The 15,043-nt window shown below is 69.8% G+C and carries 18 protein-coding genes and 1 pseudogene; 8 read left to right on the forward strand and 11 right to left on the reverse strand.

What is annotated here, in order from left to right; all coding sequences use genetic code 11:
* Nucleotides 1-11 precede the first annotated feature (11 nt).
* The 9 genes and pseudogenes from JN350_RS09645 to melA all read right to left on the reverse strand — a co-directional run bounded on the left by JN350_RS09645 (nucleotide 12) and on the right by melA (nucleotide 7,346).
* On the reverse strand, nucleotides 12-467 hold the full coding sequence (locus JN350_RS09645) for a hypothetical protein (protein WP_205462040.1): 456 nt from the start codon (nucleotides 465-467) through the stop codon (nucleotides 12-14).
* 77 nt (nucleotides 468-544) lie between these two features.
* Nucleotides 545-1,489 carry a hypothetical protein gene (locus JN350_RS09650; protein WP_205462041.1) on the reverse strand — a complete coding sequence of 315 codons (945 nt, stop codon included), beginning with the start codon at nucleotides 1,487-1,489 and terminating at the stop codon, nucleotides 545-547.
* A complete protein-coding gene (locus JN350_RS09655; protein ID WP_205462042.1) occupies nucleotides 1,474-2,301 on the reverse strand; it encodes a hypothetical protein in 828 nt (275 codons plus the stop codon). Before JN350_RS09655 ends, JN350_RS09650 begins: the two co-directional genes overlap by 16 nt.
* Nucleotides 2,301-2,585 carry a hypothetical protein gene (locus JN350_RS09660; RefSeq protein ID WP_205462043.1) on the reverse strand — a complete coding sequence of 95 codons (285 nt, stop codon included), beginning with the start codon at nucleotides 2,583-2,585 and terminating at the stop codon, nucleotides 2,301-2,303. Before JN350_RS09660 ends, JN350_RS09655 begins: the two co-directional genes overlap by 1 nt.
* 91 nt (nucleotides 2,586-2,676) lie before the next feature.
* Nucleotides 2,677-3,084 carry a carbohydrate ABC transporter permease gene (locus tag JN350_RS19335; RefSeq protein ID WP_240347232.1) on the reverse strand — a complete coding sequence of 136 codons (408 nt, stop codon included), beginning with the start codon at nucleotides 3,082-3,084 and terminating at the stop codon, nucleotides 2,677-2,679.
* Complete coding sequence (locus tag JN350_RS19340) at nucleotides 3,081-3,476, reverse strand: carbohydrate ABC transporter permease (protein ID WP_240347233.1); 396 nt, start codon at nucleotides 3,474-3,476, stop codon at nucleotides 3,081-3,083. The genes JN350_RS19335 and JN350_RS19340 overlap by 4 nt, the downstream gene beginning before the upstream one ends.
* 74 nt (nucleotides 3,477-3,550) lie before the next feature.
* Nucleotides 3,551-4,510, reverse strand: a complete 960-nt coding sequence (locus JN350_RS09670) for a carbohydrate ABC transporter permease (RefSeq protein ID WP_205462044.1) — start codon at nucleotides 4,508-4,510, stop codon at nucleotides 3,551-3,553.
* Nucleotides 4,494-5,783 (reverse strand): ABC transporter substrate-binding protein, encoded by a 1,290-nt coding sequence (locus tag JN350_RS09675; protein ID WP_240347711.1) that lies wholly within the window; start codon nucleotides 5,781-5,783, stop codon nucleotides 4,494-4,496. Before JN350_RS09675 ends, JN350_RS09670 begins: the two co-directional genes overlap by 17 nt.
* 139 nt (nucleotides 5,784-5,922) lie before the next feature.
* Nucleotides 5,923-7,346, reverse strand: a pseudogene (melA, locus tag JN350_RS09680) (alpha-galactosidase).
* Nucleotides 7,347-7,465: 119 nt separating this feature from the next.
* Between melA and JN350_RS09685 the strand changes: the two are divergent.
* The 3 genes from JN350_RS09685 (at nucleotide 7,466) to JN350_RS09695 (ending at nucleotide 9,486) form a co-directional block, all read left to right on the forward strand.
* Nucleotides 7,466-7,744, forward strand: coding sequence for a hypothetical protein (locus tag JN350_RS09685; RefSeq protein WP_205462045.1), 279 nt, complete (start codon nucleotides 7,466-7,468; stop codon nucleotides 7,742-7,744).
* A 121-nt stretch (nucleotides 7,745-7,865) separates the two neighbouring features.
* The gene (locus JN350_RS09690) at nucleotides 7,866-8,555 is read left to right on the forward strand and encodes an NUDIX domain-containing protein (RefSeq protein ID WP_205462046.1); all 690 of its coding nucleotides are present in this window, start codon (nucleotides 7,866-7,868) and stop codon (nucleotides 8,553-8,555) included.
* Between the two features lie 106 nt (nucleotides 8,556-8,661).
* Nucleotides 8,662-9,486 carry a helix-turn-helix domain-containing protein gene (locus JN350_RS09695; protein ID WP_123338428.1) on the forward strand — a complete coding sequence of 275 codons (825 nt, stop codon included), beginning with the start codon at nucleotides 8,662-8,664 and terminating at the stop codon, nucleotides 9,484-9,486.
* A 92-nt stretch (nucleotides 9,487-9,578) separates the two neighbouring features.
* Here JN350_RS09695 and JN350_RS09700 read toward each other — a convergent pair whose 3' ends face one another.
* Nucleotides 9,579-10,259 carry a hypothetical protein gene (locus JN350_RS09700; RefSeq protein WP_205462047.1) on the reverse strand — a complete coding sequence of 227 codons (681 nt, stop codon included), beginning with the start codon at nucleotides 10,257-10,259 and terminating at the stop codon, nucleotides 9,579-9,581.
* Between the two features lie 213 nt (nucleotides 10,260-10,472).
* Between JN350_RS09700 and JN350_RS09705 the strand changes: the two genes are divergently transcribed.
* The 3 genes from JN350_RS09705 to JN350_RS09710 are packed head-to-tail and all read left to right on the forward strand — an operon-like array spanning nucleotide 10,473 to nucleotide 11,622.
* Nucleotides 10,473-10,991: a GNAT family N-acetyltransferase gene (locus JN350_RS09705; RefSeq protein ID WP_205462048.1), complete on the forward strand. Its 519-nt coding sequence runs from the start codon at nucleotides 10,473-10,475 to the stop codon at nucleotides 10,989-10,991.
* On the forward strand, nucleotides 10,988-11,275 hold the full coding sequence (locus JN350_RS19350) for a hypothetical protein (protein WP_240347236.1): 288 nt from the start codon (nucleotides 10,988-10,990) through the stop codon (nucleotides 11,273-11,275). Before JN350_RS09705 ends, JN350_RS19350 begins: the two co-directional genes overlap by 4 nt.
* Nucleotides 11,236-11,622, forward strand: coding sequence for an HAD-IA family hydrolase (locus tag JN350_RS09710; protein ID WP_240347237.1), 387 nt, complete (start codon nucleotides 11,236-11,238; stop codon nucleotides 11,620-11,622). The genes JN350_RS19350 and JN350_RS09710 overlap by 40 nt, the downstream gene beginning before the upstream one ends.
* A gap of 6 nt (nucleotides 11,623-11,628) precedes the next feature.
* Here JN350_RS09710 and JN350_RS09715 read toward each other — a convergent pair whose 3' ends face one another.
* The gene (locus tag JN350_RS09715) at nucleotides 11,629-12,207 is read right to left on the reverse strand and encodes a TetR/AcrR family transcriptional regulator (protein ID WP_205462049.1); all 579 of its coding nucleotides are present in this window, start codon (nucleotides 12,205-12,207) and stop codon (nucleotides 11,629-11,631) included.
* Between the two features lie 90 nt (nucleotides 12,208-12,297).
* Between JN350_RS09715 and JN350_RS09720 the strand changes: the two genes are divergently transcribed.
* Both JN350_RS09720 and JN350_RS09725 read left to right on the forward strand, forming a co-directional pair.
* Nucleotides 12,298-13,293: an amidohydrolase family protein gene (locus tag JN350_RS09720; protein WP_205462050.1), complete on the forward strand. Its 996-nt coding sequence runs from the start codon at nucleotides 12,298-12,300 to the stop codon at nucleotides 13,291-13,293.
* 7 nt (nucleotides 13,294-13,300) lie between these two features.
* Nucleotides 13,301-15,040 carry an AMP-binding protein gene (locus JN350_RS09725; RefSeq protein WP_275897968.1) on the forward strand — a complete coding sequence of 580 codons (1,740 nt, stop codon included), beginning with the start codon at nucleotides 13,301-13,303 and terminating at the stop codon, nucleotides 15,038-15,040.
* Nucleotides 15,041-15,043 lie beyond the last annotated feature (3 nt).

Consider the following 15,043-nt stretch of genomic DNA (forward strand, 5'->3'; position numbering starts at 1 on the left):
GGACCGTCCTGTCACTCGCGCGGCTGCGGACACCTCACCGGTCGGCCAGGGATCCGGGGAAGCACGGCGAGAACGAGGCGATGCGGACGATCCCCGTCATCGTCGATCGTCACGAGGTAGCGTTCGCCGGCGCCGTTGCTGAGGGACAGCCGATCGAGACCCTTCGACGTCTGGTCCGTCTTCGTCGTGAACGACGGCTCGTCGGAGATCGCACCGCGGATCGACTCGTACGCCTCGTCGACCGGCACCGACTTCGCGAGCTGGAGCGTGATGCCGCCGGCCGACTGGACCGCATCGGCTGCGCAGGCGAGCAGCACCCAGTCGCGGGTGGTCTCCGAGGCCACGGCGGAGGACGCGAAGGTGTCGGCGATCCGCCGCTGGACCTCGCCGGTGTGGCGCTCGGCGTCGGATCGCGCTGCTGCCTGGTTCGAGCTCGAACTCGACGTCGGTGTCGGTGATTCCGCCATGGGTTGTCCTCCGGCGCAAGCGGTGAGGGCCAGGGAGATGGACGCCCCGACGGTGAGGGTGGTGAGCGAGCGGCGGATCACGGGTAGATCTCTCCTACCAGGTCGTCCAGGACATCCTGGTTCCCTTCGATGCGGGCAACCTTGTTGTGCTGTTCCATGAGGTTGCTGAAATCGTACGGGTTGACGTCATCCGGCGCCGGGCCGTAGTACTCGCCATGGGCGAAGGCGGGGTTCCACCGGGGATTGTTGCCGTCCCAGACCTGACCGGTCGCCTGACCGAGTTGGAGGATGTCGACGTACGAGTAGTCGGTGTAGGTCGTGAGCTGGTTCGGCTTCCAGGTCTCGGGCATCCCGGCTCCGGACAGCGAGACGACCTGGTTGTACTGCGTGCCGAGGGTCTCGGACGTGGTGATGTTCGCCACACCCCAGCTGTGCCCGATCGCGGTGGTCCGGGCGTTCGCGAGGTCCGGGTCCACGTCGAGGCCCGCGGCGAGCTGCCGGAGCCGTTCGGCGGGCCCGAGCGCGAACTCCGGCTGGTTCGCCTCGTTGACGCCCGCCGGACCCGCGGTCTCCTCGCCCGGGAACACGCCGTCCTTCGCGACGAAGGCGACGGTGTCGTCGGGCGAGTAGGCGTGGAGGTACTCGGCCACCTGCTGGACGCCACCGCCGTAGAAGGACTCCATGTTGCTGAAGGTCCCCGGCACGTAGGTGATCACGTGCTTCGTGTCCGGCGAGGGCGTCCCGATCATCTCGATGATGCGCTTCTCGACGGGGTCGTAGAGGTACAGCTGCGTCTTCGGCGGCTCTGCCACGACGCGCAGGAGGTACTTCTCCTCGAGCGCCAGGCTGTCGATCTCGTCCTGGGTCTTCTTGTCCGTCCGACCGGTGAGCGACTTCGACAGACCCTGCGCGATGCGGAGGGCTTGGAGCCGCGACTGCACCGTCGAGAGCCGGTCGCCGGCGAGGTTCCGGTTGGCGGCGACACGAGCAGCCGGCGGGACGCCGTTCAGCGCTCCGAGCACGCTCGGGATCGAACCGACGAGCGCCAGTTGCTCAGGGAGAGGACCGAGTCGTCGCCCGTGCCGAGGGACTGCCACCACGCGCGGACGGCACCGGGATCAGCCTGCTCGATCGCCTCGGCCGCCTCGGGGTGCTTCTCGAGGAAGGCCGCGGCCTCGTCGGCGGTCATGCCCTGCAGCAGGGCGAGCAGGGTCAGGGGAGTGGCGCCGGCGATCGACGACTGCGAGAGGGTGCGCGGGAGTCCGTTGGCGACGCGGCCGCTCAGGGCGTCGGAGCACTTCCGGTCCGCGGTGCGACGCTGCTCGACGAGGGCATCCCACTCGAGGTCGAGCGCACGGCTGGTGGTGACCGCGGCGGAGACCGAGTCCTCGTGCTGGTTCGCCGCCGAGCGGAGCGCGTCTCGCGACTCGGGTGTCGCGCTGTCGTCGGATGCGGCTGCGCGCGATTCGGAACGGGCCGTGTCGAGGGCCGACTGCGCCGTCGCCAGTGCCTCGGCGGCCGATGCGCGGGCCGTCTCGAGCCGCTGCTGTTCCTGTTGCACGGCGTGCAGGTCGCTGGCGTACTGCTCGAGCGCTGCTGCCTGCTCGTCGAGCGCGGTGCGGAGCGTCATCGTGTCCGCGGTGAAGTCGCCGATGTTCGCCATGAACGGCTCCTTGGCGCGACCCTTCCAATCGGCGCTCTGACCGTCACCCGCGACACCACGCAGCGTCCGTTCGACGTCGCGGAGCTCGTCGGCCCTGGTGCGTCGTGCCGTCGCCAGTGCCGTGACGGCGGCGGTGTCGCCGGCGCCCGGGTCGGTCGTGGTCCAGGTCATCAGCGACCACCGGCCTGTCCGGCGAGGTCGTCTTCGGTCGCCGAGATCTGCGTCGCGACCTGGAAGGGGTACTGTCCGATCGCGGTGAGGGACTGTGCGAGTACCTCGGCGCGGTCCGTCACGGTCGAGCCCGCATCACCGAGGGCGCCGGCCACCTCCGCCGACCCGAGGGCGTCTTCACGTGGATCACGGAACGATCGGTCCAGGCGGACGGCCTGGGGCACCGGCGTGAGGGCGTGCGTCAAGGCGTCGAGCGCCGACGTGTCGACCTGCAGATCCCCCATGTCCCCCCGCGTGGATCGCCGCCAACATATCAACCGACGGCGTCCACGTGCAAGGTTCCGACCGCCGCCGCGACCAACGCCCGCCGCCGCGCTACTTGATCCCGGTCGACGCGATGCCCTGCACGAACTGGCGCTGGAACGCCAGGAACACCACGAGCAGCGGCAGCACGGTCACGGTCGCGATGGCCATGACGGCACCCCACGGTGAACTGAACGCCGGGTTGTTCGTCAACGTCGACAGGGCCACCGGCACGGTCAGGTTCTCGTTGCCCTGCAGCACGACGAGCGGCCAGAGGAAGTCGTTCCACCGCGTCATGAAGCCGAGGATCACGAGCACACCGATGAGGGGACCGCACGAGGGCAGCACCACCCGGAAGAACGTCTGGAACTCTCCGGCGCCGTCGAGCCGAGCGGCCTCCATCAGGGCGTCCGGCACCCCGAGCATGAACTGCCGGGCGATGAAGATCCCGACGACGTCGAACACGGTCGGCAGGATCACCGCCCAGGGGAGTCGACCAGACCGATCTTCGCGACGACCAGGAAGCTCGGCACCAGGGTGACCTGGATGGGGATCATGATCGTGACGAGGAACGCCGAGTACAGCAGGCCCCGCCCGATGAACCGGAACTTGGCGAGGGCGTACCCGGCCATCAGCGAGACGACGACGCTCAACGCGGTGCCGACGCTGGTGATGAGCGCCGAGTTGCCGAGCCACCGCCAGACCGGCTGCGTGCTGAACACCTGCGTGTAGTTCTCGAACGTCGGCCGCGTCGGGAACAGCGAGAACGTGCCGCTCTGCGACTGCCCGCCGGGGGTGAGTGCCGAGACGACCATCCAGTACAGCGGGAACACCATCAGGATCGCCAGGGCGGTGAGCCCGGCGACGAGCACCCAACGACCAGGCCGGCGCCGGGAGCGGGCTCCAGCCGGACGTCGGCGGGGACCGCGGACATCGAGTACGGCCATCAGAGCATCTCCTCCGCCTTGCGGTTGGCGCGCTGCCGGAGCAGCGTGAACACGAGCAGGATCGCGACGAGCACCAGTCCGAGCGCCGCGGCGTAGCCCATCCGGGCATCGATGAACGCGGACCGGAACACGTACTGGATCAGCACGGTCGTCGAGAAGCCGGGGCCACCGCCGGTCATCACGTAGATGACGTCGAAGGCCTGCAACGAGAACACGACGTTCAGGATGAGCAGGATCGACGTCGTCGGGCGGAGCAGCGGCCACGTGATGGTCCGGAACCGGACCCATCGCGAGGCGCCGTCGATCGCCGCGGCCTCCTTGAGCTCGGCGGGCACGGACTGCAGCGCGCCGAGGTAGATCACCATGCAGAAGCCGATCCGGGTCCAGACCACGACGGCCACCAGGGTCGCCATCGCCCACCCCGGAGCGGTCAGCCAGGGCACGCGCCCCATCCCGAGCGCTTCGAGCAGGTTGTTCACGACGCCGTAGTCGCCGTTGAAGATCCACGACATGATGACGCCCACCACGACGCCGGCCGCGACCATCGGCACGAAGAACAGGGCACGGAACACCGAGCGCCCGGGCAGCGGCCGGTTCAGGGCGACCGCCAGGGCGAGCCCGATCGCCATCGAGGTCGGCACGGTGCCGAGCGTGAACACGAGCGTGTTCCGCAGCGCCGTGCCGATGAGTGGGTCGGAGCCCATGTCGACGAAGTTCTTCCCGCCGACCCAGGTGCCGTCGCCGAGCGAGGTGCTGGAGTCCTGGAAGCTCAGCGCGATCGCCGTGATGATCGGGATGAGCGAGAAGCCGAGGAACAGCAGCGCCGCGGGGCCGATGAACACGTACGGGACGAAGCGGCCCCGGCTCCGGCGGGCGCCGCCGCCAGCGGGGAGCCCGCCGGTCGGTGGGGCGGTGGACGCCGTCGTTCGGACCGGCGCGGTCTCAGTTCGCAGTGACACTGCGCATCGCCTCCATCATCTGGTTCGAGGCCTCTTTCGGGCTCAGTTGCCCGAGCAGGCAGAGGTCGAGGTAGTCGGCGAACACCGCGTTGAGCGAGCTGAAGTACTCGCCGCTCTCGGCCTTCACCATCGAGAGCGGGATCGTCGTCCCCTGGTCGATGAACCGCTGCATCGTGTCGGTGTTCGCGGCGTACCCGATGTCCTTCGCGTCGAGGGACTTCCGGGCGGGCAGCCAGTTGCCGTCGTGGCAGAACTGCTGCATCTTCGACCGGGACGTGATCATCGCCACGAGCTCGGCCGCGAGCTCCGGGTGCTTGCTCGACTTCGTGACGGCCAGGGCGTTGCCGCCCAGGTCGCTCGCCTCGCCGACGTTCCGGATCATCGGGGCCGTGCCCCAGTTGTCCGGCATGTCGGTGTCGAGCTGCGCGATCGACTCCGGGTTGTTGAGCATCATGCCGATCTGCCCCGTCAGGAACAGGTTCCGCGAGACGTCGCCGCCGCCGCTCTTGCTGAGGTTGCCCGTGGTCGCGAGTCCGTCGGCGTACCACTTCCGGCCGAAGGCCAGGGCGTCGATCGCCTCCGGGGTGTCCATCGACGGGGTGGCACCGTCCTCGCCGAGGAACGCGCCGCCGTTCTGGTGGACCAGCGGAAGCCACCGGTACGCCGTCTCGGGCGACGACCACCCGTACCCGAATGCGTACTTGCCGGTGACCTGCTTGACCTCCTGCGCGACGTCGAGGAACTCGTCCCACGTCCACGCGTCGGCCAGGGCCTGCGGTGGCGTGACGCCGATCTGCTCCATGACGTCGCGGTTGTAGTAGGTGATGAAGTTGTCGGTGTGCTGGAAGACGCCGTACACGCCGTCGTCCCGCGCGCCGATCGCCCAGAACGGGTCGCTGTAGTCCTGCCGGTAGTCCGCCGGGACGGACCCCGAGATGTCGACCAGGCTGCCGTTCGCGGCGTACCGACCGATCTGCTGCGGGGTGATCCGGATGACGTCCGGCGCCAGGTCGGCGGCGAGCCGGGTGATGAACCACTGGTGGAACTGCCCGGTGGTCACCTCGACGGCGACGCTCGTGCCAGGGTGCGCCGCGACGAACTCGTCGGCGATCGCCTGGTAGCTCGTGATGTCCGTCGGGATGTTCCAGGTGGACAGGCGGATGTGCTTCGTCCCGCCGCGGCCGGTCGTTCCGCCGCCGGCGCACGCTGCCAGTGCGCCGGTCAGCGAGATGCCGGCGAGGGCGAGGAACCCCCGTCTGGCGAGCTGGGGGATGGTCGGGTCGGCATGGTCCTCTCCTTTGAGGTCGTGGTGCCGTTCAGGTCGGCCGGGAGGCGCGGGGTGCGCACACGGGGCGCCGCGCGTCCGACGTGGGGTCGCGTCCTGGACCCGACCCCACGTCGGGCGCGACGGTTCAGACGAGCGCGGGGCGGGCCTCCCGGTCGGCCACCGGTGCCGCGGTGACCGCGTCCGCCGGACGCAACGACTCGGGGAGCAGCGCCGCGTGGGCGTGCAGGAGCTCGTCGGTCATCTCGGCGATGCGGTCGAGCGTCAGGTGCGCCGCCGTCAGCGGGTCCAGAGCCACCGCGTGGTGGACGTGCTCGACGTTGCCCGTCAGCGCAGCGCGCACCGCCAGGGTCTGCACGTTCGTGTTCGTGCGGTTGATCGCGGCGAGCTGCGGCGGGAGCTCACCGAACGACGTCGGCTGCACCCCTTGCCGTCGACCAGGCACGCGACCTCGACGCAGGCGTCGGACGGCAGGTTCTGGATGACGCCCGTGGCGTTCGGGACGTTGCCGTAGACCACCGCGGGGACGCCCGTCACGATCGCGTTCACGATGCTCGCGCCGTACTCAACGCTCGGCGTCAGGTCGGCCTTGAGCTTCTCGAGCTGCGTGTCCACGTCGCCCTGCTCGTCGTGCGCCAGGCAGATCTCGTAGTAGTCCCAGCGCTCCGGGATGTACTCGAGCACCGTCTCCGGGTCCTTGCGGAAGTACGGCACGTACTCGCTGGCGTGGTGGCTCGACTCGGTCTCGAAGTACCCGAACGAGCGCATCAGCTGGGTGCGGACCTGCTCGTTGCCGCCCTCGTAGTTGCTCGCCGCGGCAGCCGCCTCGCTGTGGTCGCCGTCGTCGTCGTGCAGGTCGGACGCCGCGACGCCCCGCTGGTGCTTCGCCGTCATCACCTCGCGCAGACGCGGGTACAGGTCCTCGCCGTTGCGACGCGTGAACTCGAGGATCCACGCCTGGTGGTTGATGCCCGCGCTGACGAACTCGACCTCGTCGTACGGCACGCCGAGCGTGCGCGCCAGCATGCGGGTCGTGCCCTGCACGCTGTGGCAGAGCCCCACCGTCCGGAGCCCCTTCGCGTTGAGGAACGCCGTGGCCATCGCCATCGGGTTCGCATAGTTGATGAACTGGGCGTCCGGGCAGAGCTCGAGCGCGTCGCGGGCGATGTCCTCGTACGCGCGCACCGACCGCAGGAAGCGGAAGACGCCACCCGGGCCGACGGTGTCGCCGACCGCCTGGTCGATGCCGTACTTGCGCGGGATCTCGACGTCCCACTTGTACGACTCGACGCCGCCGACCTGGAACGTGATGATGACGACGTCCGCACCCGCCAGGGCCGCACGCCGGTCCGTGGTGTCGAGGACCTCGACGCCGAGGCCGTGGTGGGCGACGAGCTCGCGGGCGGCCGTCGCGGTGCGGGCGACCCGGCCCGCGTCGAGGTCCATGAGGTGCAACGTCGCATTCTGCAGGGCGGGGAAGGAGACGAGGTCGCCGATGAGGCGGAAGGGGAAGACGAAGCCGCCGGCGCCGATGATGGTGATCTTGGTCATGTGTCGACGGTAGGAAGCGCGGGGGTGTGCGGTCCTCCGGCTTCGGACGGTGGGGTTCCAGGATCCTCGGATCGGTCCGTGGCCCGCTGTGCGAGTGTTGTCGGGTGCGCTACCGACTGATGAACGAGTACAGCGTCGATTGGCCGCTCTGGGACGAGGACGGCCTGTGCCCCGAGGGGACACCGGCGCTGTCGGAGACGGTCCGCGACGAAGTACTGCGGTGGGCCGCCGAGTTCAACGAGGGCTACTCGGTGGAGGCAGGATGGCCGACCGAGGCCGCGGCGCGCTCGTCCGAGCGCCAGGCGCGGCGACTCTTCCGGCTCGTCGAACGCGAACTGCCGCCGGGCGACGAGCTGGTGTTGGGGTACTGGGAGACGAACAGACGCACGGGGCTCTGACGTCGTCTCGACATCGTCCTCGACGTGGAGACGATTCGTCGTCATCGCTGCGGGGTCTCGGCGATCTTGAGTCGCCCGCTGGCACGACCCGGGTCGCGACGGTCGTCGTACTCTGGCGGTCGTGGACGAGTGGTGGGACGTGGTCGATGCGGGCGGTGGAGCGACGGGCACGACGTTCCGGCGAGGCGACAGCGGTTGGCCCGCCGGATCCTTCCACCTCGTGGTCACGGTCTGCGTCCACCGCGCCGACGGGACCGTCCTCGTCACGCAACGAGCTCCGACGAAGGAGTTCGCGTACGGGTGGGAGTTCCCCGGAGGGAGCGCGCTCGCCGGCGAGTCGGGGAAAGCGGCGGCCTGCCGTGAACTGCGCGAGGAGACCGCCCTCGAGGTCGCACCCGAGGCGCTGCAGTGGGTCGGTCGCTTCACTGAGGACTCTGCGCTGGTGGACCTCTTCACCGTGGGGGAACCTGCCGGCGCGACCGTGCGGCCAGCTCCGGCCGAGGTGATGGCCTGGAAGTGGCTCCCCGCGTCCGAGGTGGTCGAACTCCGTCAGAGCGGCGTGATGGCGGATCCGTGGGGACCACGTTTGGAAGCGCTGTGGCCAGCGGCGATGGCCACGATCCGGTCCGTGGGAGAGCCTCCCGCGGTGCAGCTGGAAGCACACCGCGACTCCTGGGAGACGGACTACCAGCGTGAGGCGCCCGACCGCCGTTGCACGGTACCGGGAGGTCAAGACCCGAGCAGCGCGATCGTCGGACGGTCGTGCCTACACGGCCGCGAAGAGCCAGGTGGTGCAACAGCTCCTCGATGAGGAACGTGCCGCCCGAGGTCTCGCGTCCGTGACGGCGTGGGACAAGGAGGCGCTGGGCTCGCATCGCCGCCCGAGTACCGAGGGGCTCTGACGTAGTCTCGACATCGTGCTCGACGTGGAGACGATGGAAGCGGCGTACTGGAGCCACCGCGGCCCGGCCCCGCTCATGGCGTCGTCCCACCGGCACGACGACCTCGAGATGAACCTGGTGCTCGACGGGCACCTGGACTACCGGTTCGGCGGTGCCCCGGTCAGCGTGCACGCGGGCGAAATCGCACTGTTCTGGGGCTGGACCCCGCACCAGCTCGTGGGTGACGGCACCGGCACGGGCGAGTTCCGCTGGGTGCACATCCCGCTGGCCGAGGTGCTGGCGTGGGGACTGCCCGACCACGACCTCGGAGCGATGCTCCTGAACCGCCCGGTCGTCGTGCCGACCGCAGCCGCTGGCCGTGACGTCGAGTCGATGCTCGGGTCGTGGCAGCGGGACTTCGAGGACGACGGTGCGGAGATCATCGCCAACCTCGAGGCGCAGGCGCTCGTGCGTCGCCTGCTCCGGCACCACCGCGACGCCGTTGACCTGCGGCCTGGCGGCGGGCACGGCACCGCGGATGCCATGCACCGGGTGATCGACATGGTGCGGTTCGTCGTCGACCGCTTCCGGGAACCGATCGAGGTCGCTGACGTCGCAGCGGCCGCACACCTGCACCCGCACTACGCGATGTCGGTGTTCCGACAGGACGTCGGCACCACGATCGTCGAGTACCTGACACGGTGCCGGGTGGCCGAGGCGCAGCGGTTGCTCGCGACGACGTCCATGACGACGTCGGAGATCGCGCACGCCGCGGGATTCGGGTCGCAGTCGAGTTTCTACGTGCACTTCACCCGCGCCTGTGGAACTGCGCCAGGTGCGTACCGAGCGCGGGCTCGCTGACCCGGCGCCTCCACGCACGAGCAACGCCCCGTCGCGAGCGACGGGGCGTTGGCCGTTCCGGTCTGCCATGCACAGCCGGAGTACGTGGGGTGTTACTTGATCTGTGCGGTGATGGTGGCGGTGCCGACGAGGAGGCCGCGCTTGACGGCGTCGGTGCCGAAGGTCTTGTTCAGCAGGCCGGCGGCGTCTTCGGAGACGTGGACGGTGGTGCCGGTCAGGATGGCGTTGTCGCCCTCGAGCTGGAGGGGCTTGAGGGAACCGCCCCAGAGCTCGAACAGGTACGCGTTGGACGCGGCGACCTTGCCGTTGACCAGGACGTCACCGTAGAGCTTGGAGGAGCCCGGGTTCACGACGAAGTTCTCGAGCGTGACGGTGGTGTCGCCGGCCTTGAGGGTGAGGCCGGAGTCGTCGTGGTTGAGCAGGCCCTGCACGTAGGGCTTGTAGTTGCCGTCCGGCGACCAGTAGGTGACCGACCCGGCGGTGATCGGGAACGACACGGAGCCGTCGGCGAGGGTTGCGTCGCCGGAGACGCCGGGGGTGAGCTTGAGGGCGGTGAGGGCGTCGGTGAAGCCGGAGTCGAGCTTCACGGCGGTGGAGCCACCGAGGACCTCGGGGACGGATGCGACGGGTGCGGGGATCTTCGACGACGACGACGAGACCGTGTGGATGGTCGGGGTGGCGGCCTGGGCGGAGGAGATGCCGAACGCGGCACCGCCGAGCACGAGGGCGCCGGTCGTGGCGAGGGTGATGGAGGTCTTCAGGCTCTTGCGCATGGTGATCTGTCCTTTGCTGAGGTGTCGCGCTCGGCGCGGCTGCTGTGTGCGCGCCGAACACACCCTGGTGCAGGGTGGAGAACCAGCAATGTGCGGCTGGTGAGCGCTCCGGGTGGTTCCCGGTCTGTGCAGGTGATTCGGCGCCCTGCCCCAAGTCGATTGGAATCCGTTCGGACGAGTTTCGCCGACGGCTGTCTGTCCTACGCTCGGTCCATGCAGGGGATCACGATCCGACCGACGACCGAGGCTGATTGGGAAGCCGTCCGAGCGCTCCGCCTGGAGATGCTCCAGGACACCCCGATGGCTTTCGCGGAGCACTTGGCGGATGCCGAGCAGTTCGACGAGACCGAATGGCGTGCGCGGGGTCGCCGGGGTCAGGACGCCGGCGGGACCGCGCTCGTGGCGATCGACGCCGACGGCCGCTGGGTCGGTGCGATGGGGTCGTTCATCCGGGACGCCGCTGCCGGGCCGTTGCTGGTCGGGGTGTACGTCGCGCCGTCGCACCGCGGCCGTGCGGCCGGCGTGACCGATGCGCTGCTCGACGCGATCGAGGCGTGGGCTTCCGGCCACGGGACCACGCTCCGTCTCCACGTGCACGAGCGCAACCTGCGGGCGCAGGCCTTCTACGCGCGACGTGGGTACGAGCTGACCGGGGTGAGCGAGCCGTACGTCCTCGCGCCCGACGAGCGGGAGCTCGAGATGATCCGCCGACTCGACGAGGTCTCCGCGTGACCGGCGGTGGGGTGCGGTGGCTGCTGCTCGACGTCGGTGGCGTGCTCGAGATGGTCGACGACGCGGCATGGCCGGGGCAGTTCCGCACGAGGTGGGCGGCTGCGTTCGGTCTGACCGACGAGGAGTTCTCCTCGCGGTTGTCGGACGCTGACCTGCCCGACGCTGCGCGACGGACCGGGGTCGACGACGAGTACTGGGGAAGATCGGCGCCGCACTCGGCGCCTCGGCCGAGGTGCTCGCGTCGATGCGAGCCGACTTCTGGGACGCGTACTGCGGCTCCTTGAACGAGCCGCTCTTCGACTTCGTCGCCGGTCTGCGCGGGACGGTCGGGCTCGCGATCCTGTCCAACTCGGGCGATGGCGCCCGTCAGGAGGAGGAGCGACGGTTCGGGTTCTCAGCCGTGTTCGACCCAATCTGCTACAGCCACGAGATCGGGGTCACGAAGCCGGAGCCAGAGGCCTTCCGGATCGCACTCGACCAGCTCGCTGCCGCGCCCGAGGACGTCCTCTTCGTCGACGACGTACCCGAGAACATCGAGGCTGCGCGGGCGATGGGGATCCGGGTGCACCTGCACGCGGAGACCGCGGACACGATCGCAGCGATCCGTGCGGTCGTGGGCGGAGCAGCGTGAGCGCCGCTACCGCCCCACGTCGGGCTCGGCGGGATGCGACCCGGTGGTGAGCGACTCGACCCAGCCCTGCGCCGCCCGGAGGAGGTCGTCTCGTGACGCGCCGTCGAAGGCGCTGAGGCGCAGGAAGTGCTGGGTGATCGTGATGCCGAGGATGCCGCTCACGGTGAGCAACGCCCGCAGCCTGGCGTCGTCGCCGTCCAGTGAGCGCGCCAGGTTCTCGACCCGCTCGTCGAGGTAGCCACGCATGGTGTCCGCCGCCTCGGGCACCGTCAGCATCGACCGGACGAGCGCGGCCGTCTCGGCGGGGAGCGCGTCGAACCGGATGCCCAGGACGTCGAGCAGGTGGTCGGCCGCCGCGCGCTCGCTCCCACCGTCCGACGTGGCCGGCAGCTGCACGGCGGTCGCGAACAGCGCTGCCTTCGACCCGAAGTGCTGCATCACGAGCGACGGATCGATGCCCGCTGCTGCGGCGATGCTCCGGATCGTCGTGCCCTCGTACCCGTTCGCACCGAACTGCTGCCGAGCGGCTGCGCGGATGCGCTCGGCGGTCTGTGCGCGCTTCGCGTCGCGTGAGGTCTCGGCCATGCGTCTGACTCTACGGCGTTGAGCGAGGTGTACGGTTCACTCAACGCCGATGAGCGAGAACGTCGGTACACGACCTGACGGAGGAACCAAATGACCCTGATCGCGATCGAAGAGCACTGGAACCACCCGGCCCTGACCGACGCCGTCAACGCCCTGCCCGAGGACCGCCGCGACCCGAGCACGGCGCTGGACGAACTCGGCGACAACGGCGAGCTGCTCCGTGACCTCGGTGACGCCCGGCTCGCAGCGATGGACGCACAGGGGATCGACGTCCAGGTGCTGTCCCTTGCGCCGCCCGGAGCGCAGCCGCTCGATGCTGCGGACGCGATCCCGCTCAGTCGGCAGGCGAACGACATCGCGATCGCCGCGGTCGCGGACCACCCGGACCGGTTCCGCGCGTTCTCGACCCTGCCGATGGCCGACCCGGGCGCTGCCGTCGCCGAACTGGAGCGCACCGCCGGCCTCGGCTGCGTGGGGGCGATGGTCTACGGGCGGACCGGCGAGGTGCCGCTCGACGATCGCCGGTACGACGACCTCTTCGCCGCCGCAGCGTCGCTGGGGCAGCCGGTCTTCATCCACCCGCAGGTCCCGTCGAAGCGTTTGCGCGAAGCGGCGTACCACGGGTTCGACCCGATGGTCGAGCTCGGATTGGCGACCTTCGGGTGGGGGTGGCACCTCGAGGCGGCACGCGCGGCACTTCGCCTCATCGTCGGTGGCACCTTCGACCGGCACCCGGACCTGCAGATCGTGCTGGGCCACTGGGGCGAGCTGTTGCTCTTCTGGCTCGACCGCGCGGACAGCCTCTCGCGGGTCGCGGGGCTCGAGCGGAAGGTCTCCGACTACGTCCGCTCCAACGTCCACATCACCAGCTCGGGCATGCTCAGCCCCACGCTGCTCCGGCACGCGCTCGACGTCACGACGCCCGACCGGCTGATGTTCTCCACCGACCACCCGTTCCAGCGGCCCTCCGCGGACGAGATCGAAACGTTCCTGCGGGAGTTCCCCTCGGACACGGCCCGCGATGCGTTCACGTCGGGGAACGCACGCCGGCTGTTCGGGATCGGCGACCAGAGGGATGCGGCATGATCGGTCCGTGCCCAACCCGAACGTGACCACCGCGTACCGCGCTGCCCGTGACCAGTTGCTCTCCGCAGAGTCCGCCGATGCCGCCCGTGCCGACTTCCGGTGGCCGGACCTCGGCGACACCTTCAACTGGGCGAACGACTGGTTCGACGTCATCGCGGCCGGCAACGACCGCATCGCGCTCTGGATCGTCGACGCGGCCGGCTCGGAACAGCGGCTCAGCTACGCGGAGATGGCCGCCCGGTCCGACCGCTTGGCCGTGCGCCTGCACGAGCACGGCGTCCGGAAGGGCGACCACGTGCTGGTCATGCTCGGCAACCAGCTCGAGCTGTGGGAGACGATGCTCGCGGTGATCAAGCTCGGGGCCGTGATCCTGCCGACGTCGACGATGCTCGACACCGCAGACCTGCAGGACCGCGTCGATCGCGGAGCCGTCGCACACGTCGTCACGAACCGCAGCGAGACCGCGAAGTACGACCACGTCCGCGGGGACTTCTCGCGTGTGGTCATCGGCGGCACGGCGGACGGCTGGACGGAGTACCCGTCGGACCTCGGAGAACCAGCGCCCGCGGGGAGTCGCGACCGATCGTGGTCACCAAGACCTCCGATGCCTGCCTCGTCTACTTCACGTCGGGCACGACCTCGAAGCCGAAGATGGTCGTGCACACCCAGACGTCGTACCCCGTCGGACACCTCAGCACGATGCACTGGCTCGGCCTACGGCCTGGGGACGTGCACCTGGCGATCAGCCTCGCCCGGCTGGGGCAAGCACGCCTGGAGCTGCTTCTTCGCGCCGTGGATCGCCGAGGCGACCGTCTTCGTCCACGACACCCCGCGGTTCGATCCGGCCGCGCTCCTCGCGCAGCTGGACGCCGCCGAGGTGAGCACGTTCTGCGCACCGCCCACCGCCTGGCGGATGATGCTCCAGTCCGACCTCGGTGCGCGCCCACGGGCACTGCGCGAGGTCGTGTCGGCCGGAGAACCACTGAACCCCGAGGTCATCGACCGGGTCGAACGCGCGTGGGGTCTGACCATCCGCGACGGCTACGGGCAGACCGAGACCACGGCGATCATCGGCAACGCCCCGGGCAGTACCGTCACCCCCGGTGCGATGGGCCGCGCGTTGCCCGGTGTCACTGTGACGCTGTTGGACCCGGTCACCGGGCAGCCCGGCGACGAGGGCGAGGTCTGCCTCGACCTCGACGAGCGGCCGGTCAACCTGATGGCCGAGTACCTCGGTGACCCCGACCGGACCGCGGCGTCGATGCGCGACGGCTTCTTCCACACCGGCGACATCGCCGTCCGAGACGCCGACGGGGAGCTGACCTTCATCGGCCGGACCGACGACGTGTTCAAGTCGTCCGACTACAAGGTGTCGCCGTTCGAGGTCGAGAGCGCCCTGCTGCAGCACCCGGCCGTGGCCGAGAGCGCCGTCGTGCCCGCCCCGGATGACGCCCGACTCAACGTCGTGAAGGCGTACGTCTCCCTCGCCGCCGGGTTCGAGGCGACGGCGGACACCGCCGAGCAGGTGCTCGCGTACGCGCGGACCGCGCTCCCGGCGTACGCACGCGTGCGTCGGGTCGAGTTCGCGGAGCTGCCGAAGACCATCTCGGGCAAGATCCGACGTGTGGAGCTGCGGGAGCGCGAAGAACGTGCGGCCGTGAGCGGCGTGCCCGTCGACGGTGAGTGGCGCGACGAGCAGTTCCCGGCACTGCGCGCGTCCCGTCCGCGGCCGCCCGCCGTCGGCTGATCA

It is taken from the genome of Curtobacterium sp. 24E2 (genome assembly GCF_016925595.1).
Lineage (GTDB): Bacteria > Actinomycetota > Actinomycetes > Actinomycetales > Microbacteriaceae > Curtobacterium.

Bases quoted from the DNA above. Each gene is read 5' to 3' on its own strand.
- JN350_RS09645 (WP_205462040.1), bottom strand. From the start codon at position 467: ATGGCGGAATCACCGACACCGACGTCGAGTTCGAGCTCGAACCAGGCA.
- JN350_RS09655 (WP_205462042.1), bottom strand. From the start codon at position 2,301: ATGACCTGGACCACGACCGACCCGGGCGCCGGCGACACCGCCGCCGTC.
- JN350_RS09660 (WP_205462043.1), bottom strand. From the start codon at position 2,585: ATGGGGGATCTGCAGGTCGACACGTCGGCGCTCGACGCCTTGACGCAC.
- JN350_RS09685 (WP_205462045.1), top strand. From the start codon at position 7,466: ATGAACGAGTACAGCGTCGATTGGCCGCTCTGGGACGAGGACGGCCTG.
- JN350_RS09700 (WP_205462047.1), bottom strand. From the start codon at position 10,259: ATGCGCAAGAGCCTGAAGACCTCCATCACCCTCGCCACGACCGGCGCC.
- JN350_RS09705 (WP_205462048.1), top strand. From the start codon at position 10,473: ATGCAGGGGATCACGATCCGACCGACGACCGAGGCTGATTGGGAAGCC.
- JN350_RS09710 (WP_240347237.1), top strand. From the start codon at position 11,236: ATGCGAGCCGACTTCTGGGACGCGTACTGCGGCTCCTTGAACGAGCCG.
- JN350_RS09715 (WP_205462049.1), bottom strand. From the start codon at position 12,207: ATGGCCGAGACCTCACGCGACGCGAAGCGCGCACAGACCGCCGAGCGC.
- JN350_RS09720 (WP_205462050.1), top strand. From the start codon at position 12,298: ATGACCCTGATCGCGATCGAAGAGCACTGGAACCACCCGGCCCTGACC.